This window comes from Monashia sp. HAY1-11D, assembly GCF_056868035.1.
Genome location: NZ_CP200320.1, coordinates 2,977,664 through 3,000,989 on the forward strand (window position 1 = coordinate 2,977,664; position 23,326 = coordinate 3,000,989).

Below are 23,326 nucleotides of genomic sequence, written 5' to 3' on the forward strand. Positions count from 1 at the left end.
CATGACCCCGGAGGTCATGCCCCGGCGCGGCCACCGGCGCCTCAGGGGCCAGGTGCCGGGCGGCGCCGCGACGTCCCGCGGGGGCTCACTAGGCTCGTGGAGTGGCCACCCTGAGCGAGCTCCTGCGCGGACGCACCGACCTGCCGGACCATGACGTCGAGTGGTTGCAGCTGCTCGTCGGCGACTGGCAGCTGGTGGCCGACCTGTCCTTCGCCGACCTCGTCCTGTGGGTCCGCTCGGTGGGTGACCGCTGGGAGGCCGTCGCCCACGTGCGCCCGACCACCGGCCAGCTCGTCTTCGTCGACGACCAGGTCGGACGGGTCGCCGACCCGGGACGCACCCGTGACCTGCTCGACGAGGCCGCCGCCGAGCAGCGCATCCTGCGGGTGCGACAGGTCGTCGTGCAGCACGAGCAGGGACCTGACCAGTCGGTGCGCGAGGAGTACATCCCCGTCGTGCGCGGTGGCCACGTCGTCGCCGTCATGACCCGGCACACGAACCTCTGGACGACGCGGACCCCGAGCCGCCTCGAGCTGACCTACCTGGCCACCGCCGACGCCCTGTGCCGGATGATCACGGGCGGCGAGTTCCCCCACGGCAGCGCCCCCACCGGGCTGCGCCGCGGCGCCCCGCGCGTCGGTGACGGCGTCATCCGCCTCGACGTGGACGGAGTCGTCACCTACGCGAGCCCGAACGCCGTCTCGGCCCTGCACCGCCTCGGTCACCTCGGCGAGGTCGTCGGCGCGAGCCTCGCGCAGATCGTCACCGACAACGTGCGCGAGTCGTACCCGGTCGACGAGGGGCTGCCGCTCGTCGTCACCGGCCGCCAGCCCTGGCGGACCGAGGTCGTCGCCGGTGGCACGACGGTGTCGATGCGCGCCATCCCGCTCACCGAGGCCGGTCAGCGGTTCGGAGCCATCGTGCTCCTGCGCGACGTCGGCGAGCTGCGCCGGCGCGAGCGCGAACTGATGACCAAGGATGCGACCATCCGCGAGATCCACCACCGCGTCAAGAACAACCTCCAGTCCGTGGCGGCGCTCCTGCGGCTCCAGGCGCGTCGCGTGCCGCAGGGTGAGGCGAGGGTCGCGCTCGAGGAGGCCGAGCGTCGGGTCGGCACCATCGCGATGGTCCACGACCAGCTGAGCCAGGGGTTCGACGAGACCGTCGACTTCGACGCGATCGCCCAGCGCGGCCTCAACGCCGTCGTCGAGGTGGCGGCGAACGGGGCACCGGTGCGAGCCGCCACCGAGGGCTCCTTCGGCAGCATCCGCGCCGAGGACGCGACGGCGCTGGCCATGATCATGAGCGAGCTGGTGCAGAACGCCATCGAGCACGGCCTCGGTGACGCCGGGGGACAGGTGCGCATCCACGTCGACCGGCAGACCGACGAGCGGGGCAGGTCCATGGTCGTCGTGTCGGTGGAGGACGACGGCAAGGGCATCGACCCGGCCCGGCGTCCCGGCTCGGGCCTCGGCACCCAGATCGTCCAGTCCCTCGTGGCCGACCTGCAGGGACGCATCACGTGGGAGCCACTGTTCCCGCACGGCACCCGCGCCCGGTTCACCGCGAGCCTGCGGCCCCTCGACTGAGGCCGGGCCTCCTCGACCGGAGCAACGAAAAGCCCGGCGACCGTGAGGTCACCGGGCTCGCGTCGGGTGCGATGAGGGTGGTCGCCGGCTTCAGCCCGCTCGACGGGCGCGCGCGTTGCGACGCTTGAGCGCTCGGCGCTCGTCCTCGGAGAGGCCGCCCCAGACGCCGGCGTCCTGGCCGGTCTCGAGCGCCCACTTGAGGCAGGTGTCGATGACGGGGCAGGTCCGGCACACGGCCTTGGCCTCCTCGATCTGCAGGATGGCCGGGCCGGTGTTCCCGATCGGGAAGAACAGCTCGGGGTCGGCATCCAGGCAGGCAGCGCGGTCGCGCCAGTCCATGCGGATCTTGCTCCTTCAGGTTGGTTGCGGCAGGCAGGAACGGGGTGCCGTCCTGCTGCAGGTCTCGGGCGCCATCGTCATTGTCGGTGCCTGGGTCTCGGCGGAGGTGGTCCAGGGGGTCACCCCCTGACCAACGACGACGCGCACGAAGGTGTTCCGTACGCGTCGAGGCCGTGAACCAGTGTGACCGACATCCATGTCCGTGTTCAACGCCGCGGGCGCAGATCACACCAAGGAAAGATCCTATCGGCAGATCCCTCCCAGTTCCAGACCGGTCCACCGGGCGTGCGCGACGGCTCGGTACGCTTCGCCCGTGAGCGCCGCCCCGACCCCGCCGTCACGGCCAGTGGCCACCACCGTCGGACCCGCTCGGCTGGCTGGCGTCCTGACCCTCCTCGAGGCGCTCGTCGTCGTCGGCTTCGCGGCCTTCTACGGCTACGAGATCGCCGCCGGCGCGACCGCCACCGTGACGACGGCGGTGACCTCGGGCCTGCTCATCCTCGTCTTCGGCGCGGGCCTCGGCGCCCTGGCCCGAGGCTGGTTCCGGGCCGCGGACTGGCCGCGCACGCCGACGCTGCTGTGGAACGCCCTGCTGCTGCCCGTGGCCTGGTCGCTGCACGACTCGGGCCGGACGTCGGTGGCGCTCGGCGTCGCCGCGATGGCGCTGGCCAGCATCGGCGCGGCGCTGGCCTCACCGATGCGTCGCGGCCCGGGCGCCGAGCCGGACGGCCCGGACGAGACCGGCGAGCCCGACGAGACGGACAAGCCCGACGGCTCCGACGGCTCGGGCGGGCGCGGCGGACGACCCGTCAGCTGAGCGAGAGCCAGTCGTTCCAGCCGTTGTGGAGCACGAGCCACGCGATGAGCCCGTAACCGGCCTGGCCGGGGTGGGCACGGTCGGGGCTCGCGGCGAGGTCGGCCATCCACTGGTCGTGCGTGACGAGCGGGCGGAAGCAGTCGACGTAGGTGATGCCGCGCCGCGCGCACACGTCCGCCTGTGCCTCGGCGAGCGCCTCCAGGCGCCGGTTGAGCTCGGCGTCGAGGCTCGGGGCCAGGCCCACGACGAAGACGCCGATGCCGGCGTTCGTCGCCTCGTCGAGGATGTTGGCGAGGTTGAGCCGCGAGCGGGCCATCGTCATGCCCGACACGACGTCGTTGGTGCCGACCGACAGCACGAGGCGGCGCTCGCCGCGGCCCTTCCAGCGTGGATGGCACTCGGCCCCCCAGCGGGCCACGACGTCACCGGAGGTGTTGCCCCGGACGCCGAGGTTGTAGGCGGTGAGGTCGAGGTCGGGGTGCTGCGTCCGCGCGACGACGCGGCCGACCCAGCCGAGGCCCTTCGGGTCGCCGTAGCCGGCGGTCATCGAGGCGCCGACGAAGACCATGCCGACGTCGCGGACGCCCTCGGTGACGGTCAGCTCGGCGCTCGGCGTGTAGTACGGCGCCTCCTCGGGCGCGGCCGGCTCGTCCGGCGGCGACGGCGTCGGGTAGCGGTTCGGCGTCGAGTCGGTGAACTGGGTGTGCGACGAGGGGTAGGCCGGGCCCACGCCGTACGGGTCTCGGGTGTCGCTGTCGCTGCTGTCGCTCACGGGTCAGTCCTCGTCGTCGTCCAGCCGGGCGAGCCAGGTGGCCAGGCGCTCGACCGGCACCTCGAACTCGGGGTTGAGGTCGACGAAGAGGCGCAGCTGCTCGGCGAGCCACTCGAGGGTGACCTCCTCCTCGCCGCGTCGAGCCGCCAGCTCCTCGATGCCCCGGTCGGTGAAGTACACGTGGGGAGGTTATCGCGTCCGTCGCGGGCGTCGGCGCAGGCGGGCCGAACAGCCGCGAGGACCCCCGCCACGGATGGCGGGGGTCCTCGGACGGGGGAGCGTCGTGAGGTGCCGGCTCAGCGGTCGAACGCCCGGGCCAGCAGCTCGGCCTGCTCGCTCGCGTGCTTCTTCGACGAGCCGGTCGCGGGGGACGCGGCGGCCTTGCGGGCCACGACCCGCCAGGGACGGTTCTCGCCCATCTCGCAGAGGTCCTCGTGCAGCCACTGGGCCATGAGCGGCCAGGCACCCTGGTTGCGCGGTTCGTCCTGGACCCAGACGAGCTCGGCGCCGGGGTAGCGGGCGGCCGCCTCCTTGATCTCCTTCTCGGGAATCGGGTAGAGCTGCTCCACGCGGATGATGGCCGTCGAGCGGTCACCGCGCTTCTCGCGCTCGGCGTCGAGCTCGTGGACGACCTTTCCGGAGGCGAACAGGACGCGCGTGACGTCACCCGTCACGCCCTCGTGGTCGGCGAGCACGGGCCTGAAGCCGCCGGTCGTGAACGCCTCGACGTCGCTGGCCGCCGCCTTGCTGCGCAGCATCGACTTCGGGGTGAAGACGACGAGCGGCGTGCGCGGGCGGTTGTAGGCCTGCCGGCGCAGGAGGTGGAAGTAGGACGCGGCGGTCGAGGGGTACGCGACCGTCATGTTGTTCTCGGCGCACAGCTGCAGGTAGCGCTCGATGCGCGCCGAGCTGTGGTCGGGCCCCTGGCCCTCGTAGCCGTGCGGCAGAAGGAGCACGACCGAGCTGCGCTGGCCCCACTTCTGCTCCGAGCTGGAGATGAACTCGTCGACGATCGTCTGGGCGCCGTTGGCGAAGTCGCCGAACTGGGCCTCCCAGAGCACGAGCGCGTCGGGCCGCTCCACCGAGTACCCGTACTCGAAGCCCATGGCCGCGTACTCGGACAGCAGCGAGTCGTAGACCCAGAAGCGGGCCTGGCCCTCGCCGAGGTAGAGCAGCGGGGTCCACTCCTCCGCGTTGTCCTTGTCGATGAGGACCGCGTGCCGCTGCACGAACGTGCCGCGCCGGCTGTCCTGACCGGCAAGGCGCACCGGGGTGCCCTCCTTGAGGAGCGTGCCGAAGGCGAGCAGCTCGGCCATCGGCCAGTCGATGCCGCCCTCGTGGACCATCTTGGCGCGCTTGTCCATGAGCTGCTTGAGCTTCGGGTGGATCGTGAAGCCCTGCGGCGGGTTGGCGAAGCTCTCGCCGATGTGGACGAGCTCGCCGGCCGGGACACCGGTGTCGGTGGCCGAGCGCACGGGGCGGGCGTCGTCCTGCACCTGGGCGGTGGGTCGCTCGAGGCCGGCGTTGTCGGGCGCGTCGCTGTCGGCGTCGGCCGGGGCTGCCGCGGGGGGCGCTGCGGCCGCGCTCTTCTTGGCCTCGCGCGTCTCGATGAACACCCGCTCCAGCTGCTGCTGGTAGTCGCGCAGTGCCGCCTCGGCGTCCTCGACGCTGATGTCGCCGCGGCCGATGAGCGACTCGGTGTAGAGCTTGCGCACCGAGCGCTTGGCCTCGATGAGGTTGTACATGAGCGGCTGGGTCATCGACGGGTCGTCGCCCTCGTTGTGGCCGCGCCGGCGGTAGCAGATCATGTCGATGACGACGTCCTTGTTGAACGCCTGGCGGAAGTCGTAGGCGAGCTCGGCGACGCGGACGCACGCCTCGGGGTCGTCGCCGTTGACGTGGAAGATCGGCGCCTGGATCATCCGCGCGACGTCGGTGGCGTACACCGACGAGCGTGAGCTGCTCGGCGAGGTGGTGAAGCCGACCTGGTTGTTGATGACGACGTGGATCGTGCCGCCGGTGCGGTAGCCGCGCAGCTGCGACAGGTTGAGCGTCTCGGCCACGACGCCCTGGCCCGCGAACGCGGCGTCCCCGTGCAGGAGGACCGGCAGGACGGTGAAGGCCTCCCCGGCGAGGTTGAGCCGGTCCTGCTTGGCCCGGACGATGCCCTCGAGCACCGGGTTGACGGCCTCGAGGTGCGAGGGGTTGGCCGCGAGGTACACCTTGGTCTTGCTGCCGTCCTCGGCGACGAACTCGCCCTCGGTCCCGAGGTGGTACTTGACGTCGCCCGAGCCCTGCACCGACTTGGGGTCCTGGGTGCCCTCGAACTCGCGGAAGATCTGCCCGTAGGACTTGCCGGCGATGTTGGCCAGGACGTTGAGGCGACCGCGGTGCGGCATGCCGATGCAGACCTCGTCGAGGTCCTCGCTCGCGGCGCGGCACAGGACGCGGTCGAGGAGCGCGATGACCGACTCGCCGCCCTCGAGGGAGAAGCGCTTCTGGCCGACGAACTTCGTCTGCAGGAAGGTCTCGAAGGCCTCGGCGGCGTTGAGCCGACGCATGATCCGCATCTGCTCGTCGCGGCTGGCCTTCTCGTAGGGCCGCTCGACCTTGTCCTGGATCCACTTGCGCTGCTCGGGGTCCTGGATGTGCATGTACTCGATGCCGACGGTTCGGCAGTACGAGTCGCGCAGGATGCCGAGGATCTTGCGCAGCTTGAGGAACGGGACGCCGCCGAACCCGCCGGTGGCGAAGGTGCGGTCGAGGTCCCACAGCGTCAGGCCGTGGGTCGTGACGTCGAGGTCGTGGTGGCGACGCTGCTTGTACTCGAGCGGGTCGGTGTCGGCCATGAGGTGGCCGCGGACGCGGTAGGCGTGGATGAGCTCCTGGACACGCGCGACCTTGTTGATGTCGTCGTCGTGCGAGGAGTCGATGTCCTGGATCCAGCGGACGGGCTCGTAGGGGATGCGCAGCGACTCGAAGATCTCGTCGTAGAACGCGTTCTTGCCGAGGAGCAGCTCGTGGATGATGCGGAGGAACTCGCCGCTCTGGGCGCCCTGGATGATCCGGTGGTCGTAGGTCGAGGTGAGCGTGAGGATCTTGCTCACCGCGTTGCGGTTCAGCGTCTCGTTGCTCGCGCCCTGCCACTCGGCCGGGTACTCGAGGGCACCGACGCCGATGATGGCGCCCTGGCCCTTCATGAGGCGCGGCACCGAGTGGACGGTGCCGATGCCACCGGGGTTGGTCAGCGAGATCGTCGTGCCCTGGAAGTCCTCGACGGTCAGCTTGTTCCCGCGTGCCTTGCGGACGAGGTCCTCGTAGGCGGTCCAGAAGTGGACGAAGTCCATCTCCTCGGCCGACTTGATCGAGGGGACGACGAGGGTGCGGCTGCCGTCCGGCTTGGCCAGGTCGATGGCCAGACCGAAGTTGACGTGTGCCGGGCGCACGAGCGCGGGCTTGCCCCCGACGTCGGTGAAGCCGTTGTTCATCTCGGGCATCAGGGCGATGGCCTTGACCATCGCGAACCCGATGAGGTGGGTGAAGCTGACCTTGCCGCCGCGGGAACGGGCCAGGTGGTTGTTGATGACGACGCGGTTGTCGATGAGCAGCTTGGCCGGCACGGCACGCACGCTCGTGGCCGTCGGGACCGTCAGCGAGGTCTCCATGTTGGCCACGACGCGCGCGGGCGCACCCCGCAGCGGGATGACCTGGTCCTCGTTGACCGGGCCGGTCTCCTTCACGGCGGGGATGTCGCGCGGCTTCGGGGCCTCGGCTGCCGGCTCTGGCTTGGGCTGCGTCGTGGGCTCGGCCTTGGCGTCGGTCTTGGGCTCCGCCTTGGCTTCGGGCTTGGTGTCGGGCTTGGTGTCGGGCTTGGTGTCGGGCTTGGTGTCGGGCTTCGGTGCCGCCGGCTTGGTGGCGGGGGCCGCCTGACGAGCGGCCGGGGCAGGCGCGGCCGTGCGGTTCGTCGCGCCGTTGGCCGGCGTGGCGGCCTGACCCGTCGGGTGGGACGTCGCACCGTTGGCGTCCGTGTCACCGGGTCGGTAGTCCTCGAAGAACCCCCACCAGGCCTTGTCGACGGACTCCTTGTCCGTCAGGAACTGCTGGTAGAGCTCGTCGACGAGCCATTCGTTCGGACCGAATGCTGCGATCGGGTCTCCGGACGTGGACTGATCGGACACGGCGAATGCGCCTCTTTCGTTGGCTTGGGTGCGTCGGTGCCTAACAGGGGTCAAGCCTAGCCCCGCGCGCTCCGATACCGGACCCGAGCCGGGATGTCGAACCGGGATCCTGACGAGGCGTTGGTCACGTCGGGCCGGGGCCCGGCCCGACGTGACCAACGCCGCGTCAGCTGATGTCGCTGCGCACCGTGCGCCACGTACCGAGGCCGGCCATGAGGGCGGCGTACCCGGCGAGCACGAGGGCACCGGCCCACCACGACAGCTGCTCGAGCACCTCGCCGTTGAAGCCGCCGCCGCTGGTGTCGAGCATCGCCGCCGTGGCCCGGCTCGGCAGGTACGGCGCGACCGCCTTGCCCCAGTCGGTCAGGGCCAGCACGAGGCTGAGGACCGGCTCGACGATCCACGCGACGGCGACCGAGATGAGCAGCGCGGCCACCTGGTTGGGGATGAGGATGCCGGCCCCGAGGCCGATCAGCCCCCAGAGGCCGAGGACGAGCAGGGACAGCGCCAGGGTGCGCCAGATCGCCGGGTCGGCGAACGGCTCGTGGCCCTTGGACCGGAGCACCAGCGTGCCGGCCGCGACGGCACCGGACAGCGACAGCACGCCGTAGAAGGCGCCGATGCCGAGCAGCGAGACGACCTTGGCGCCCATGACGCGTCCCCGCCGGGGTGTGGCCAGGAAGGTCGCCGTGATGGTCTTGTGGCGGTACTCCGAGCCGATCGTCATGACGCCGACGGCGAGGGTGAGCAGGTAGCCGACCTGGATGCCGCCGGTGAAGACCGCCTTGGCGAGGGCCGCGTCGGTGCGCGGCGCGGCCGCCGCCTGCGGACCCCGGACGGCGTCGCTGGTGAAGACGAAGGCGAAGAGCACGGCGAACGCCGCACCGGTGAGGACGACGGCGATGGCCATGCCCCACCAGAGCCGCGTCGTGAGGAACTTGCGGAACTCGGACCGGATCGCGGCGCTCATCGGGTCCCACGCTCCTGGTCCGAGGGGTCGGCGACGAGCGCGGGGTCGACCGGCCGGCCGCTCGGCGGGGGCAGGTCGGGCGGCACGCCGTCGGCCCGGTCCGGGCCCGCGGTCGCGCCGAGGTTGCGGTTGCGGTGCTCGCCCGACTCGGTGAGGTTGAAGAACAGCTCCTCGAGGTGGGTCTGCTCGGCCCGCAGCTCGTGGACGGCGACGTCGTTGGCGTGCGCGACGTCGCCGACCACCGCGAGGTCCTCGGTCGTCACGCGCAGGGCCCCTCGGTCCACCGGGTCGACGCGCAGGCCACGACCGCGGAGCGCGGCGGCGAGCCGCTCGGGGTCGGACGTGCGGACGAACGCGGTCGGCTCGCCGCGCAGCTCGGCAACGGTGCCCTGGGCGACGCGTCTGCCGTTGGCGATGATGACGACGTCGTCGACGGTCTGCTCGACCTCGGAGAGCATGTGGCTGGAGATGAGCAGCGTGCGGCCCTCGGCGGCGAGGTGGCGCAGGAAGCTGCGCAGCCAGCGGATGCCCTCGGGGTCGAGGCCGTTGGCCGGCTCGTCGAGGATGACGACCTGCGGGTCGCCGAGGAGCGCCGCCGCCAGGCCGAGCCGCTGGCGCATGCCCATCGAGTAGCCGCCGGCGCGTTTGCGGGCGGCGGCGGGGATGCCGACGAGCTCGAGCAGCTCGTCGACCCGGCGGCTCGGCACGCCGGCCACCGACGCCTGGACGCGCAGGTGGTCGCGCCCGCTGCGGCCGGGGTGGAAGTTCGTCGCCTCGAGGGCCGAGCCGACGACGGTGAGCGGGTTGGGGATGTCGACGTAGCGGTGGCCGTCGATCGTCGCGGTGCCGGCGCTCGGGCGGATGAGCCCGAGGAGCATCCGCAGGGTCGTGGTCTTGCCGCTGCCGTTGGGCCCGAGGAACCCGGTGATCCGGCCCGGCTCGACGTCGAGGTCGAGGTGGTCGACGGCCGTCAGCGACCCGAACCGCTTCGTCAGGCCGCGCACCTCGATGAGCCCCGGGAACCCCGACCGTGCACCCACCAGACGCTCCCTTCGTCTCCCGGCGCGACCCGGCGTCCGGCCCGAGCGCCGGTCCGGGGGTCGGCGGTCCGCGTCCGCGCCGCCGACCGCCGCGTGTGGCGCCCACTCAACCACACCGGGGTCCACGGCCCGTGCCGCTCCCTATAGTGGGCGCACCATGACGTGCGATCCCGATCCGGTCCAGCGTCCCGTCGCCGCGGGAGGCCCGCCCGCATGACCGAGTGGCTCCTCGTCCTCGGTGCGGTGCTGCTCACGGCCGGTACCGCCGTCTTCGTCGCGGCCGAGTTCTCGCTCGTCGCCCTCGACCGGCCGACGGTGCAACGGGCCATCGACGAGGGCGACTCCCGGGCCCGCGTCGTGCTGCAGTCGCTCAAGCAGCTCTCGACGCAGCTGTCGGCGGCCCAGGTCGGCATCACCATCACGACGCTCGTCGTCGGCTACCTGGCCGAGCCGTCGATCGGCCAGCTCGTGTCGGGGCCGCTGACCGCTCTCGGGCTCGGGACGGGTGCCGTGCAGGCCCTGGCGAGCGCCATCGCCCTCGTGCTCGCCACGGTCTTCTCGATGGTCTTCGGCGAGCTGCTGCCGCAGTTCCTCGGCATCTCGGTGCCGCTCGCGACCGCGAAGGTCGTCGCGCTGCCCGTGCGCGTCTTCGCCCTCGTCGCCCGGCCGCTCATCGTCGTGCTCAACGGCTCGGCCAACGGGTTCCTGCGCTCGGTGGGCATCGAGCCGCAGGAGGAGCTGTCGGGTGCCCGGACCCCGCAGGAGCTCGCCAGCCTCGTGCAGCGCTCGGCCGAGGCGGGCACCCTCGACCAGGTCACGGCCCGCATGCTGACCCGCTCGCTCGGGTTCGGCGAGCGCACCGCCGACGACGTCATGACGCCGCGGGTGCGCTGCACCGGCATCCACCGTGACGAGTCGGCCGACGACGTGCTTCGCCTGTCCCGGCGCACCGGCTTCTCCCGCTTCCCGGTGCTCGGCGACGACTGGGACGACGTCGACGGGGTCGTGCACGTCAAGAAGGCCATGGCCGTGCCGCACGAGCGGCGCAAGGACGTGCCGGTGTCGGCCCTGATGTCCGAGCGGCTCGTCGTGCCGGAGACGATCCGGCTCGACCCGCTCCTGCGCCAGCTGCGCGAGGGCGGGTTCCAGATGGCCGTGGTCGTCGACGAGTACGGCGGCACCTCCGGGGTCGTCACCCTCGAGGACGTCGTCGAGGAGATCGTCGGCGAGGTCTCCGACGAGCACGACCGCAGCCGCCAGAGCGGGCGCGAGCTGCTCGACGGCTCGTGGACCGTGCCCGGGCTCTGGCGCCCGGACGAGGTGCGCGACGCCTTCGACGCCGACGTCCCGGACGGGTCCGCGTACGAGACGATGGGCGGTTTCGTCATGGCCGCCCTCGGACGCGTGCCCGCCGTCGGCGACAGCGTGCACGTACCGGGCTGGCGGATCAACGTCGTGGGCATGGAGGGACGCCGCGTCGACCGGCTCCGGTTTGTCCCGGACCCCGAGTCGCTGCCGGACGCCGCAGACGGGGGCGGCCCGCACGACGGCGCGCGCGACGCGGCCGCTCCTGTCGTGGGGCAGGACGGCTCGTGAGCGGCGCGTGGGTGTACGTCGTCTCGGTGCTCCTCCTGTTCGGGAACGCCTTCTTCGTCGGTGCCGAGTTCGCGGCGATGGCGGTGCGCCGCTCGACCCTCGAGCCGCTCGCGGAGGCCGGCAGCAAGCGGGCCGCGTCGTGCCTGCAGGCCCTCGAGCGGCTCGGCTCGATGCTCGTCACGGCCCAGCTCGGCATCACGGTGTGCTCGGTCGGGCTGGGCGCCCTCGCCGAGGCGGCGCTGCACGACCTGCTCGAACCGGTGTTCCACGGCGTCGGCCTGTCCGACGCGTGGGCGAGCGGCGCCGCCCTGGCGCTCGCGCTGCTCGCCGTCTCCTACCTGCACGTCGTCGTCGGCGAGATGATCCCGAAGAACCTCGCCATCGCCGGCCCCGACCGGGCGGCGCTCGTCCTGGTGCCGCCCCTGTTCCTCGTCGCCCGGACGCTGCGGCACATCGTCGCGGCGATGGAGGCCACGGCCAAGGGCCTCGTACGGCTGCTCCACGTCGAGCCCAAGGACGAGCTGACGTCGGCCTTCACCGTCGAGGAGGTCGCGCACATCGTCGGCGAGTCCCGTCGCGAAGGGCTCATCGAGGAGGAGCGGCACGGCCTGGTCACGAAGACGCTCGAGTTCTCCGACAAGCTGGCCCGCGACGTCGCAGTGCCGGCCGGCGGGCTGACGACCGTCGAGCTCGGGGCGACCCCCGCCGACATCGAGCGCCTCGTGGCGCGGCACGGCTTCAGCCGCTACCCGGTGCGGGACGCAGCCGGCGAGATCGCCGGGTACATCCACCTCAAGGACATCCTGTACGCCGACGACGAGCGCCACGAGCAGCCGGTGCCTCCCAAGCGCGTCCGGCGCCTGGCGACCGTCCGCGAGGGCGACGAGGTCGAGGACGTCCTCGCCACGATGCAGCTCACCGGCGCCCACCTGGCCCGCGTCATCGACGACGAGGCCCGCGTCACCGGCGTCGTCTTCCTCGAGGACGTCCTCGAGGAGCTCGTCGGCGAGGTCACCGACACGACCCAGCGCTGAGCCTCCGCGGGGGCTCAGCCGTCACTGTCCTCCCGGGCGGTGCGCCAGTCCAGGTAGGCCTGACCGCGGGGCGCGAGCTCGTAGCCGACGTCGTGGCTGATCGTCAGGCCGAGGGCCTTGAGCTTGCGGATGTCGACCTTCATCGGGAGCAGGTCCCGGTGGAGCAGCGCGGCCAGCTCGCGGGCCACGGTGCGGGGGTTGTCGCGGATCCACTCGAGGATCTCGAGGGTCCAGGGACCGGTGTCACGAGCGTCGAGGCGGTCGAGGCGCCGGCCGATGTCCTCGAGCTCCTCGGCCTCGGGAAGCTTCTCGCGCAGGGCGATCCGGGGGTCCTCACCCGCCCAGGAGAGGCGCACGCGGTAGACCTTGTCCCCACCCCTGCCGCCGCGGGGGGACGGCGTCCGCTGCTTCGGCTCGAGGGCCCGGAGCAGGGTCGCGCGGTCCTTGACCCCGGCCCGGCGGGCGTCGCGCTCGGTGAGACGTGCGACGTCACGCACGAGCGTCACGGCGTCGAAACGCACGAGTCCGGCGGGGGTCAGCTGCGTGCCACCGACCTTGACGCGCGGGGCGTCCCACCGGCGGAAGGCCTGGGTGACCGTGCCGGCGCGGATGCCTTCGGCGACGGGTCGGGAGATGAGCACGGGCCCACCCTCGCAGAACCCGGGCCCGCGGGGCTCCGAGCCGCGCGGACAGTTCGCAGGTGTCCGCAAGCCAGGCCCGGACCGGGGTAGCGTCACAGCGTGGCTGCGCACGGCACGGCGTTCGTCCTCGGCGGGGGCGGGCTGCTCGGTGCCGTCGAGGTGGGGATGCTCCGGGCCCTGCTCGAACGCGGCATCGTCCCCGACCTCGTCGTCGGCACGTCGGTCGGCGCGATCAACGGCGCCCTCGTCGCGGCCGACCCGACGCCCCGTGTGGCCGACCGTCTCCACGCCCTGTGGCAGAGCGCCGCTGAGGGCCGGGAGGTCTACGGCGACCGGGCCGTGCGGCAGCTCCGGCGAGCCATCCGGACGGGGACCCACCTGCACTCGGCGCGTCCGTTGCGGGACCGCATCGCCGAGGAGCTCGGCGACCGCACGTTCGAGGACCTCGCCGTCCGCTTCCAGTGCTGTGCCGCGTCGGTCGAGCGGGCCTCGGAGCACTGGTTCACGGGTGGGCGGGTCGTCGACGCCGTCGTCGCGTCCGCAGCGGTGCCGGGCCTGCTGCCGCCCGCCCTCGTCGACGGCCAGCACTACCTCGACGGGGGCATCGTCAACTCGATCCCCCTGGGGCGGGCCGTGGGGCTCGGGGCGCGGCGGGTCTTCGTCCTGCAGGTCGGCCGCGTCGACCGCCCGCTCGAGGTGCCCACGCGGCCCTGGCACGTCGCGCGGGTCTCGTTCGAGATCGCCCGTCGGCACCGTTTCGTGCGCGAGCTCGCCGAGGTCCCCGACGACGTCGAGGTGCACGTCCTGCCGACCGGCGCCGCCGCCGACGAGGTGGACACCGTGCGCACGTACCGCGACTTCTCGCTCGTGCGCGGACGCATCGAGGCCGCGCACCGCTCGGCGGGCGCCTACCTCGACGCGCTGGGCGCGTTCCCGACCCCGGGCCGGCCCGGCGACGCCGAGGACCGGCGAGGGCGGTGATCCGGCCCTGGCTCCACGGGGCGCTCGGGGCCGTGCGTCGTCTGGTCTTCGCCGTGGTGCTCCTGGCGCTGGCCGGTGCTGCCGTCGTGGCCCTGCCGCTGGCGCTCGTGCTCGCCGGGGCGCTGTCGCCCCTGGTCCCCGGCCGACGGCGGCCGCTGCGGCTCCTCTGGATCGCGCTGGTCCACGTGCTCCTCGAGGCGGTCCTGATCCTCGTCATGCTCGACCTCTGGGTCGCCTCGGGACTCGGCTGGGCGATCCGGCGTCCGATGTTCGAACGGGCCCACTACGCGCTCGTGCGCACCTATCTCGTCGTCATGTTCCGCGAGGCCCGCCGGGTGCTGCGGCTGCGTGTGGTCCGCGAGGGCGAGGCGCCGGACCAGACGGCGCCCGGGCCGGTGCTCGTGCTGTGCCGGCACGCGGGTCCCGCCGACTCGTTCACCGTCGTCTACGCGCTCCAGCGCTGGTACGGGCGCGAGCCCCGGGTCGTCCTCAAGGACACCATGGCGCTGGACCCGGCCATCGGTCTGGTCCTGCACCGGCTCCCGGCCCGGTTCATCTCACCGAACCCGCGGTCCTCGCGTGACAGCGAGGCGGTGGAACGCGAGATCGCCGAGCTCGCCACCGGGCTCGACGACGACGACGCCTTCGTCATCTTCCCGGAAGGGGGCAACTTCAGCCCCGCGCGCCGGGCGCGGTCCATCGAGACGCTGCGCCGAAAGGGTCACGCGGACATGGCGGCCCGCGCCGAGCACATGACCAACGTCCTTCCGCCGCGACCGGGCGGTGTCATCGCCGCGCTCGACGCGGCACCCACGGCGGACGTCGTCTTCGTGGCGCACACGGGGCTCGACCACCTCGTCACCGTCCGGGACGTCTGGCGCGAGCTGCCGATGGACAAGCAGATCATCATGCGGTGGTGGCGGGTGCCTGCCGAGGCTGTGCCGGCCGGGCGCGAGGAGCGCATCGACTGGCTCTTCACGTGGTGGGAACGGATAGACGCCTGGGTCGAGGAGAACCGCCCCGTCGACCTCTCGCTCGACCGTCGTGCCGACATCGCGCCGCGGCCCTGAGCGAGGGCCGACGCGATTCACGGATGGTCCGGCCGGGCTGCTACTCTCACCGGGCGCACGAAAGTGCACGCCCCCGTAGCTCAGGGGATAGAGCACCGCCCTCCGGAGGCGGGAGCGCAGGTTCGAATCCTGCCGGGGGCACCAGCCGGGACGAGGCCCCGAGACAGCGCGCAACGCCGTCTCGGGGCCTCGTGCCGTCCGGCCTCCGTCAGCGTCGGGCGGCCGAGGACGCCTCGCCACCGGCTCGTAGACTCGGCGCCATGACGCCGGAGCAGCTGCGCGCCCTCCTGTGCGGCGTGGCGACGCGGGCCGCGCGCACCGGCGAGCTGCCCGACGAGGCCGAGGCCGGACCACCAGTCGGGCCGCTGTTCCGGCCCACGGACCCGCGCGCCGCCGGCGTCGTCGCCGACTGGGTCACCCCCGTCGCCCAGCGGTGGGGTCCGCGCCTGGACCTCGCGCCCCGTGACCTCGCACGCGTCCTGGCCCGGGGCCTGACGGAGCAGCGCCCGGTGTCGGCCGTCGAGGTGGCGCCCACGGGCCTCATCGCCATCACGCTCGAGGACGCCGACCGCGCGGCGATCATCGAAGTCGTCCGGCGCGAGGCCGACACCTACGCCTGCCCGCACGGGACGGCGCACGTCGACCGGACCGAGCGGCCGGGGGAGCGCGGGACGCGGGACCCGCTCCGCGGGGTCCAGCTGTCCCATGCCCGGCTGTGCCGGCTCGTCCGCAACGCCGAGGCCGCCGGCGTGCAGGTCCGCCCGTCGACGCGCCTCGAGACCCTGACCCACGTCACGGAGCGGCACCTGCTCGTCGCCCTCGCCGACCTGCCCCAGCGGCTCGAGCACCACCGCGGCGACCCGGCCGCCCAGGTCCGCGCACTCGTCGAGCTGGGGCGACTCGCCGACGAGTGGGACCACCCGACGCGGCCGCTCGCCGTGGGGGCACCCGTGGAGCCGGTCCACGGGGCCAGACTCGCGCTCGCCGACGCCGCTCGCGTCGTCTTGCGCAATGGACTCGGCCGCCTCGCAGCGGCGGCCCCCGAGAGGATGTAGGAATGCGCGCACACGAAGCCGGAGCGCTCCACGCCGAGGGCTACCGAGGGCCGGCGTGGCTCCAGACCCCCGTCGACATCAACGCGCTGGTGCCGTCGCTGTGGGCCTCGTCGGTCGGCAGGGGAGGTGACGGCGCGCTCACGGTCGGCGGCGTCTCGGTCGTCGACCTCGCCCGCGACTTCGGCACTCCCGCCTACGTCATCGACGAGGACGACTTCCGTTCGCGCGCAAGGGAGTTCAAGCAGACGTACGCGGAGGTCTTCGACGACCTGTGCGGTGGTGCCGACGTCTACTACGCCGGCAAGGCGTTCCTGTGCACCGAGGTCGCGCGATGGATCCACGACGAGGGTCTGCACCTCGACGTCTGCACCGGTGGCGAGCTCGCCGTCGCCATGCGGGCCGGAGTGCCGGGGGAGCGGATCGGCCTGCACGGCAACAACAAGAGCCTCGCCGAGATCCGCCAGGCCCTCGAGTACGGCGTCGGGCGCATCGTGGTCGACTCCTTCGACGAGATCGAGCGGGTGGCCGGGGTGGCCGCCGAGCTCGGCGTGGTGGCCCCGGTCCTCGTCCGGGTCACGGTCGGTGTCGAGGCCCACACGCACGAGTTCATCGCGACGGCCCACGAGGACCAGAAGTTCGGCCTGTCGCTCTCGGGCGGCCAGGCCTTCGAGGCGGTCCGCCGCATCCTCGGGCGGCCCGACCGCCTCCGGCTGCTCGGCCTGCACAGCCACATCGGCTCCCAGATCTTCGACACGTCGGGCTTCGAGGTGTCGGCCCGACGCATCCTCGGGCTGCACACGCAGGTCGCCCGCGAGCTCGGCGTCGAGCTGCCCGAGCTGGACCTCGGTGGCGGCTTCGGCATCGCCTACACGACCGAGCACGACCCGCTGCCGCCCAAGCACCTCGCGGCGGGCATGGCCGAGATCGTCGAGCGCGAGTGCCGTGCCGACGGCGTCGCCGTTCCACGCATCTCGATCGAGCCCGGGCGTGCCATCGCCGGCCCGAGCACCTTCACGCTGTACGAGGTGGGGACCGTCAAGCCCGTCGACCTCGACGGCGGCGCCCAGCGCGTCTACGTCTCGGTCGACGGCGGGATGAGCGACAACGTGCGCACCGCCCTCTACGACGCCAACTACTCGTGCACGCTCGCCGGCCGGGCGTCCACCGCCGCGCCGGTCCTCGCCCGGGTGGTCGGCAAGCACTGCGAGAGCGGCGACATCGTCGTCAAGGACGAGTTCCTGCCGGCCGACGTCGCGGCCGGCGACCTCGTCGCCGTGCCCTGCACGGGCGCCTACTGCCGCTCGCTGTCGAGCCAGTACAACCACACGCCGCGGCCGCCCGTCGTCGCCGTCCGCGACGGCCTCGCCCGCCTGATCGTCCGGCGCGAGACCGTCGACGACCTGCTCGCGCTCGATGTCTGATGGAGCCGCAGATCCTGTCTCGCGCATGTCCGGATCGCGAAACAATGGCCGGCCGGGGGCCGGACGGACGGCAGGATTCGCACCGTGGAGCGCGCTGTGAGTGACCGGAAGCCGTTGCGCGTCGCCCTCCTCGGGGCCGGCGTCGTCGGTGGCGCCGTCGCGCGCCTGCTCGTCGAGCACGCCGACGACATGGCCGCGCGGGTCGGCGCGCCGCTCGAGATCGCCGGCATCGCCGTGCGCCGGGGCGGCCGCGACCGGTCCGACCTCGGCGTGGACCCGGGCCTGTTCACGACCGACGCGGAGGGCCTCGTCACGCGGGCGGACGTCGTCGTCGAGGTCATCGGCGGCATCGAGCCGGCACGCTCGCTCATCCTGCGCGCCATGGAGCACGGCGCCTCCGTCGTCACGGCCAACAAGGCGCTCCTTGCCGAGGATGGGCCGACGCTCTACGCCGCGGCCGCCCGGCACGGCGTCGACCTGTACTACGAGGCCGCCGTCGCCGGTGCCATCCCGCTGCTGCGCCCGCTGCGCGAGTCGCTCGCGGGTGACGAGGTGACCAAGGTGCTCGGCATCGTCAACGGCACGACCAACTACGTGCTCGACAAGATGGACACGACCGGTGCCGGGTTCGCGGACGCCGTCGAGCAGGCGCAGTCCCTCGGCTACGCCGAGGCCGACCCCACCGCCGACGTCGAGGGTTTCGACGCCGCGGCCAAGGCCGCCATCCTCGCCTCGCTCGCCTTCCACACCCGCGTGGCCGGCACGGACGTGCACCGAGAGGGCATCACCGAGGTCACCGCCGCCGACGTCGCGGCGGCCCGCGAGATGGACGCCGTCGTCAAGCTGCTCGCGATCTGCGAGCGCGGGGACGCCGGCGTCAGCGTCCGGGTCCACCCGGCGATGATCCCGCGCACCCATCCGCTCGCCGGCGTCCGCGAGGCCTTCAACGCCGTGTTCGTCGAGGCCGACGCCGCGGGGCAGCTCATGTTCTACGGCAAGGGCGCCGGCGGCGACCCCACCGCCTCGGCCGTCCTCGGCGACATCGTCGCCGTGGCCCGGCACCGTGTCGGCGGGGGCCTCGGGCCGGGCGAGTCGAGCTACGCCGAGCTGCCGGTCCTGCCCATGGGCCAGGCCCAGACCCGGTACCACATCAGTCTCGAGGTGGCCGACCGCTCCGGCGTCCTCGCCCAGGTCGCCGCGGCGTTCGCCGACCACGACGTGTCCATCGAGACCGTCCGGCAGCAGCTCGTCCGCGACGAGGACGGCCAGGGCGCCCGGGCCACCCTCATCATCGTCACCCACACCGCGAGCGACGCGGCGCTGTCGGCCACGGTCGAGGCGCTGCGCACGCTCGAGGTCGTCCGTGGCGTCAACTCCGTCATGCGCGTGGAAGGTTCCTGATGGCTCACCAGTGGCGGGGTGTCATCCCCGAGTACGCCGACCGGCTGCCGATGCTCGAGGGCGCACCGGTCGTGACGCTTCGCGAGGGCGGCACGCCGCTCATCCCGGCGGAGAAGCTGTCGGAGCGGGTCGGGGCCGAGGTGCACCTCAAGTACGAGGGGCTCAACCCCACCGGCTCGTTCAAGGACCGCGGCATGACCGCGGCGATCAGCCTCGCCGCCAAGAAGGGTGCGAAGGCCGTCATCTGCGCCAGCACCGGCAACACGAGCGCGTCCGCCGCGGCGTACGCGACCAAGGCCGGCATGGCGTGCGGCGTTCTCGTGCCCGAGGGCAAGATCGCCATGGGCAAGCTGAGCCAGGCCATCGCCCACGGCGCGACCCTGCTGCAGGTCGACGGCAACTTCGACGACTGCCTCAACCTCGCGCGCAAGCTCGCCGAGGCCTACCCGGTCGAGCTCGTCAACTCCGTCAACCCGGCCCGCATCGAGGGCCAGAAGACGGCCTCGTTCGAGGTCGTCGACGCCCTCGGTGACGCGCCCGACATCCACTGCCTGCCGGTCGGCAACGCCGGCAACATCACGGCGTACTGGAAGGGCTACCGCGAGTACCTCGCCACGCCCGTCACCGACGCCCCCGCCGGGCCGGCGACCCACCTGCCCGTCATGTGGGGCTTCCAGGCGGCCGGGGCCGCGCCGATCGTCCTCGGCCACCCGGTCGACGAGCCCGAGACCATCGCGACGGCGATCCGCATCGGCAACCCGGCCTCGTGGGAGCAGGCCCTCACGGCCCGTGACGAGTCCGGCGGTCGCATCGACGCCGTCACCGACGAGCAGATTCTCCTCGCGCACCGGTTCCTGTCGGCGCAGGAGGGCGTCTTCGTCGAGCCCGGTTCCGCCGCGTCAGTCGCCGGCCTGCTGGCCTGCCACGAGGCCGGCCTCGTCCCCCCTGGGGCGCGCATCGTCTGCACCGTCACCGGTCACGGCCTCAAGGACCCGCAGTGGGCGCTGCGCACCGCCGACGGTGGCGACGTGACCCCGGTCCGGGTCCCGGTCGACGCGGTGAGCGCGGCGCGGGCGCTCAGCCTCGAGGACTGACGCGTGAGGCGTGTCGCCGCTCGACGTTCGGTGCGCGTCCGCGTGCCGGCGAGCAGCGCCAACCTCGGCCCCGGGTTCGACTCGATCGGGCTCGCCCTCGGCATCTGGGACGAGTACGTCGTCACGACGGCGGACACGCCGGGGCTGGTCATCACGGTGGCCGGCGAGGCCGCCGGGGACGTGCCCACCGACGAGAGCCACCTCGTGCACGCCGCGATGCGCCACACGTGGGACCGACTCGGCGTCGAGGCCCCCGCGGGACTGACCCTGACCGCACGCAACGGCGTGCCGCACGGGCGCGGTCTGGGCTCCTCGGCAACCGCTATCGTCGCGGGAGTCGTTGCCGCACAAGCACTTTCAGGGCCGGATGCGGGCTGGGACGCGGATGCCGCCGCCTCGTACCGGACCGACGGATGGCCCGAGCCGGGGGCGGACGTGCCGGTCGACCTCGACCTCGCCGACGACATCGCCAGCCGGCTCGAGGGGCACCCCGACAACGCCTCCGCGAGCGTCTTCGGCGGGCTCACCGTCAGCTGGATGCCCGACGGCACCGGCGCCGACCGCGGTGAGCGCACGGTCACCGCGCGCCCGGTCCTGCACCCCGACGTCGAGGTCGTCGTGCTCGTCCCCGACACCCAGCTCGCGACGCGCACCGCGCGCTCGGTGCTGCCCGACGTGGTGCCGCTGCGCGACGCCGCAGCGGGCGCGGGACGCGCTGCGCTCCTCGTCCACGCCCTGACCACCGAGCCGTCACACCTGCACGCGGCCACGCGCGACTGGCTGCACCAGGAGGCCCGGCGGTCCTCGTACCCCGACACGATGGCCGTCGTCGACGTGCTGCGCGCCCGGGGCCAGGCCGCGGTGGTGTCGGGTGCGGGGCCGAGCGTCCTCGTCCTGACGACCCGCGCGCGGAGCGCCGACGTGCAGGTCCCGCCGGGATGCGTCGGCTGGCGCCGCCTGGCCCCCGGCGTGCCCGCGACCGGGGCCGTCGTCTCCGCGCTCTGAGCCGCGGCCGCGACGAGCAGGCCGCTCGCTCCCGGCGCACGGCGAGGACGTCAGGTCCGTCCCACCCGCGAGGGGGTCGGATGGTATCCTGCGGGTGCACCACACGCCGCGAGCTTCGCAGGCCGGTGTATCACCCCCACGCCGAGGCCCTCTCCACCGCCTCACGGCGCCGTGCGCCGTCGTGGACCACCTTCAGGCCAGCACTGGCCCAAGTCCGACCCGTGGGAGTTCGTCCCGGGTCGCAAACGAGGGGGAAGGATCCTTCGTGTCAGAAACCACCACCCGCCCGGTGTCGGGCCTGTCCGCGATGAAGCTGGACGAGCTCAAGGGCGTCGCGTCCTCCATGGGCATCAAGGGCACCGGGAGGATGCGCAAGAGCGACCTCGTCGAGGCCATCCGGGCCCGTCAGTCCGGCGGCTCGTCCGCGCCGGCCGCCGGTTCCGCGCCGGCGACCGGTTCTGCGCCGTCCGACGGTTCGGGCGCGTCGAGCGCCGCCGTCGAGGCCGAGACCCGATCTGCGCCCACGGACGTCGCGGGCGAGCAGGGCGGCGCGGCCCGCGTCCGCACGTCGCGTCGGGCCAGTCGTCCGGCGGGCACGGCGCTCGAGCCCGACGCCTCGGCCGCGGCGAGCGCGCCGGCGTCGGCGGGCGATCGGACGCCCACCTCCGAGGGCGGCGACTCCTCCCGCGAGCGTCGTGAGGACCGGGGCGCTGGCGCGCGCACCGAGCGTGCCGACCGTGCCGAGCGTGCCGAGCGTTCCGAGCGTTCCGAGCGTTCCGAGCGTTCCGAGCGCACCGACCGCGCGGACCGTGCCGACCGGACGGACCGTGGCGACCGCACCGACCGCACGGACCGTGACGAGCGTGCGGACGCCGCGGTGCGCGAGGCACGTGACGGCCGCCAGAACGAGCGCCAGGGTGACCGCCCGAACCGCGGGACTCAGAACCGGGACCAGAACCGGGACCAGAACCGGGAGCAGAACCGCGAGCAGAACCGGGACCAGAGCCGCGACCAGAACCGCGAGCAGAACCGGGACCAGAACCGCGACCAGAACCGGGACCAGAACCGCGACCAGAACCGGATCGACGACGACGATCGCGGCGGCCGCCGCAGCCGCAACCGGCAGCGCAACCGTGACCGCAAGCGGGGCCGGGGCCGCGAAGGTGGCCAGGACTGGGTCGAGACCGACCTGCAGGTCGGCGACGACGACGTCCTCGTGCCCGTGGCCGGCATCCTCGACGTCCTCGACAACTACGCGTTCGTCCGCACGTCCGGCTACCTCGCCGGCCCGAACGACGTCTACGTCGGTCAAGGCGCTGCGCGAGGGCGAGCAGCCGCAGGGCAACGTCGGCCGGCAGAAGTACAACGCGCTGGTCCGCCTGGACAGCATCAACGGCGCCGGTGCCGACGACGCCGCCAAGCGCGTCGAGTTCGGCAAGCTGACGCCGCTCTACCCGCAGCAGCGCCTGCGGCTCGAGACCGAGCCGGGCCAGCTGACGACGCGCATCATCGACCTCGTCGCCCCCATCGGCAAGGGCCAGCGCGGGCTCATCGTCGCGCCGGCCAAGGCCGGCAAGACGATGGTCATGCAGGCCATCGCCAACGCCATCACGACGAACAACCCCGAGTGCCACCTCATGGTCGTCCTCGTCGACGAGCGTCCGGAGGAGGTCACCGAGATGCAGCGCGCCGTCAAGGGCGAGGTCATCGCCTCGACCTTCGACCGGCCCGCGGAGGACCACACGACGGTTGCCGAGCTCGCCATCGAGCGGGCCAAGCGACTCGTCGAGCTCGGCCACGACGTCGTCGTCCTGCTCGACTCGATCACCAAGCTGGGCCGGGCCTACAACCTCGCCGCGCCGGCGAGCGGCCGGATCCTGTCCGGCGGCGTCGACTCGGCTGCGCTCTACCCGCCGAAGAAGTTCTTCGGCGCGGCTCGCAACATCGAGAACGGCGGCTCGCTGACGATCCTCGCCACCGCGCTCGTCGAGACGGGCTCGAAGATGGACGAGGTGATCTTCGAGGAGTTCAAGGGCACCGGCAACATGGAGCTCAAACTCGACCGGCAGCTGGCCAACCGCCGCATCTTCCCGGCCGTGGACATCAACGCCTCGGGCACCCGGCGTGAGGAGATCCTCCTCGCGAGCGAGGAGCTGAAGATCATGTGGAAGCTGCGTCGGGTCCTCGGCGGCCTCGACGCCCAGCAGGCCATCGAGCTGCTCGTCGACCGCCTGCGCAAGACGAAGACGAACTACGAGTTCCTCGTGCAGGTGCAGCAGACCAGCGGCAGCCGGCTCGACGACGACGCCTGAGGCGTTCACCC

At 72.8% G+C, this 23,326-nt stretch carries 18 protein-coding genes, 1 tRNA gene and 1 pseudogene; 13 read left to right on the top strand and 7 right to left on the bottom strand.

Going from position 1 to position 23,326, the window contains the following annotated elements; translation table 11 throughout:
• The first annotated feature begins 101 nt into the window (after positions 1-101).
• Positions 102-1,589, top strand: coding sequence for a sensor histidine kinase (locus AC1VM9_RS13755; RefSeq protein ID WP_481342953.1), 1,488 nt, complete (start codon positions 102-104; stop codon positions 1,587-1,589).
• A 90-nt stretch (positions 1,590-1,679) separates the two neighbouring features.
• Here the strand turns inward: AC1VM9_RS13755 and AC1VM9_RS13760 are convergent, their stop codons facing one another.
• Positions 1,680-1,928, bottom strand: coding sequence for a WhiB family transcriptional regulator (locus AC1VM9_RS13760; protein WP_013493302.1), 249 nt, complete (start codon positions 1,926-1,928; stop codon positions 1,680-1,682).
• 313 nt (positions 1,929-2,241) lie between these two features.
• On the opposite strand from AC1VM9_RS13760, the gene AC1VM9_RS13765 reads away from it, so the two are divergent.
• Entirely contained in the window at positions 2,242-2,745 is a 504-nt protein-coding gene (locus tag AC1VM9_RS13765; RefSeq protein WP_483123032.1) for a hypothetical protein, read from the top strand.
• Here the strand turns inward: AC1VM9_RS13765 and AC1VM9_RS13770 are convergent.
• From AC1VM9_RS13770 to AC1VM9_RS13790, 5 genes are all read right to left on the bottom strand, one after another.
• The gene (locus AC1VM9_RS13770) at positions 2,738-3,517 is read right to left on the bottom strand and encodes a GDSL-type esterase/lipase family protein (RefSeq protein WP_481342951.1); all 780 of its coding nucleotides are present in this window, start codon (positions 3,515-3,517) and stop codon (positions 2,738-2,740) included. The genes AC1VM9_RS13765 and AC1VM9_RS13770 overlap by 8 nt on opposite strands.
• Before the next feature lie 3 nt (positions 3,518-3,520).
• Positions 3,521-3,697: a DUF6104 family protein gene (locus tag AC1VM9_RS13775; RefSeq protein WP_481342950.1), complete on the bottom strand. Its 177-nt coding sequence runs from the start codon at positions 3,695-3,697 to the stop codon at positions 3,521-3,523.
• A 116-nt stretch (positions 3,698-3,813) separates the two neighbouring features.
• The gene (locus tag AC1VM9_RS13780; RefSeq protein ID WP_483123034.1) at positions 3,814-7,695 is read right to left on the bottom strand and encodes a multifunctional oxoglutarate decarboxylase/oxoglutarate dehydrogenase thiamine pyrophosphate-binding subunit/dihydrolipoyllysine-residue succinyltransferase subunit; all 3,882 of its coding nucleotides are present in this window, start codon (positions 7,693-7,695) and stop codon (positions 3,814-3,816) included.
• Between the two features lie 166 nt (positions 7,696-7,861).
• Positions 7,862-8,665 (bottom strand): ABC transporter permease, encoded by an 804-nt coding sequence (locus AC1VM9_RS13785; protein ID WP_481347580.1) that lies wholly within the window; start codon positions 8,663-8,665, stop codon positions 7,862-7,864.
• On the bottom strand, positions 8,662-9,705 hold the full coding sequence (locus AC1VM9_RS13790) for an ABC transporter ATP-binding protein (protein ID WP_481342947.1): 1,044 nt from the start codon (positions 9,703-9,705) through the stop codon (positions 8,662-8,664). Before AC1VM9_RS13790 ends, AC1VM9_RS13785 begins: the two co-directional genes overlap by 4 nt.
• A gap of 213 nt (positions 9,706-9,918) precedes the next feature.
• Here AC1VM9_RS13790 and AC1VM9_RS13795 point away from each other — a divergent pair, with 213 nt between their 5' ends.
• Together AC1VM9_RS13795 and AC1VM9_RS13800 are read left to right on the top strand one after the other, a co-directional pair.
• A complete protein-coding gene (locus tag AC1VM9_RS13795) occupies positions 9,919-11,301 on the top strand; it encodes a hemolysin family protein (protein ID WP_481342946.1) in 1,383 nt (460 codons plus the stop codon).
• Positions 11,298-12,335 carry a hemolysin family protein gene (locus AC1VM9_RS13800; RefSeq protein WP_481342945.1) on the top strand — a complete coding sequence of 346 codons (1,038 nt, stop codon included), beginning with the start codon at positions 11,298-11,300 and terminating at the stop codon, positions 12,333-12,335. Before AC1VM9_RS13795 ends, AC1VM9_RS13800 begins: the two co-directional genes overlap by 4 nt.
• A 14-nt stretch (positions 12,336-12,349) precedes the next feature.
• Here the strand turns inward: AC1VM9_RS13800 and AC1VM9_RS13805 are convergent, their stop codons facing one another.
• The gene (locus AC1VM9_RS13805) at positions 12,350-12,976 is read right to left on the bottom strand and encodes an ASCH domain-containing protein (RefSeq protein ID WP_481342944.1); all 627 of its coding nucleotides are present in this window, start codon (positions 12,974-12,976) and stop codon (positions 12,350-12,352) included.
• Positions 12,977-13,075: 99 nt separating this feature from the next.
• On the opposite strand from AC1VM9_RS13805, the gene AC1VM9_RS13810 reads away from it, so the two are divergent.
• The 9 genes and pseudogenes from AC1VM9_RS13810 to rho all read left to right on the top strand — a co-directional run bounded on the left by AC1VM9_RS13810 (position 13,076) and on the right by rho (position 23,315).
• Positions 13,076-13,957 carry a patatin-like phospholipase family protein gene (locus tag AC1VM9_RS13810; protein ID WP_481342943.1) on the top strand — a complete coding sequence of 294 codons (882 nt, stop codon included), beginning with the start codon at positions 13,076-13,078 and terminating at the stop codon, positions 13,955-13,957.
• A complete protein-coding gene (locus tag AC1VM9_RS13815; protein WP_483123035.1) occupies positions 13,954-15,027 on the top strand; it encodes a 1-acyl-sn-glycerol-3-phosphate acyltransferase in 1,074 nt (357 codons plus the stop codon). Before AC1VM9_RS13810 ends, AC1VM9_RS13815 begins: the two co-directional genes overlap by 4 nt.
• A 69-nt stretch (positions 15,028-15,096) precedes the next feature.
• Positions 15,097-15,171 (top strand) — tRNA-Arg (locus tag AC1VM9_RS13820).
• Positions 15,172-15,287: 116 nt separating this feature from the next.
• Positions 15,288-16,082: a DALR anticodon-binding domain-containing protein gene (locus AC1VM9_RS13825; protein ID WP_483123037.1), complete on the top strand. Its 795-nt coding sequence runs from the start codon at positions 15,288-15,290 to the stop codon at positions 16,080-16,082.
• 2 nt (positions 16,083-16,084) lie between these two features.
• Positions 16,085-17,503 (top strand): diaminopimelate decarboxylase, encoded by a 1,419-nt coding sequence (gene lysA / locus AC1VM9_RS13830; protein ID WP_481343589.1) that lies wholly within the window; start codon positions 16,085-16,087, stop codon positions 17,501-17,503.
• A gap of 96 nt (positions 17,504-17,599) precedes the next feature.
• Positions 17,600-18,904 carry a homoserine dehydrogenase gene (locus AC1VM9_RS13835; protein WP_481343590.1) on the top strand — a complete coding sequence of 435 codons (1,305 nt, stop codon included), beginning with the start codon at positions 17,600-17,602 and terminating at the stop codon, positions 18,902-18,904.
• Positions 18,904-19,998: a threonine synthase gene (gene thrC, locus AC1VM9_RS13840; protein WP_481343591.1), complete on the top strand. Its 1,095-nt coding sequence runs from the start codon at positions 18,904-18,906 to the stop codon at positions 19,996-19,998. The genes AC1VM9_RS13835 and thrC overlap by 1 nt, the downstream gene beginning before the upstream one ends.
• A gap of 3 nt (positions 19,999-20,001) precedes the next feature.
• Positions 20,002-21,003, top strand: coding sequence for a homoserine kinase (locus AC1VM9_RS13845; RefSeq protein WP_481347499.1), 1,002 nt, complete (start codon positions 20,002-20,004; stop codon positions 21,001-21,003).
• Between the two features lie 307 nt (positions 21,004-21,310).
• Positions 21,311-23,315, top strand: a pseudogene (rho, locus tag AC1VM9_RS13850) (transcription termination factor Rho).
• Positions 23,316-23,326 lie beyond the last annotated feature (11 nt).

Coding starts and splice junctions, on each gene's coding strand:
- AC1VM9_RS13760 (WP_013493302.1), bottom strand. CDS start 1,928: ATGGACTGGCGCGACCGCGCTGCCTGCCTGGATGCCGACCCCGAGCTG.
- AC1VM9_RS13785 (WP_481347580.1), bottom strand. CDS start 8,665: ATGAGCGCCGCGATCCGGTCCGAGTTCCGCAAGTTCCTCACGACGCGG.
- AC1VM9_RS13795 (WP_481342946.1), top strand. CDS start 9,919: ATGACCGAGTGGCTCCTCGTCCTCGGTGCGGTGCTGCTCACGGCCGGT.
- AC1VM9_RS13825 (WP_483123037.1), top strand. CDS start 15,288: ATGACGCCGGAGCAGCTGCGCGCCCTCCTGTGCGGCGTGGCGACGCGG.
- lysA (WP_481343589.1), top strand. CDS start 16,085: ATGCGCGCACACGAAGCCGGAGCGCTCCACGCCGAGGGCTACCGAGGG.
- thrC (WP_481343591.1), top strand. CDS start 18,904: ATGGCTCACCAGTGGCGGGGTGTCATCCCCGAGTACGCCGACCGGCTG.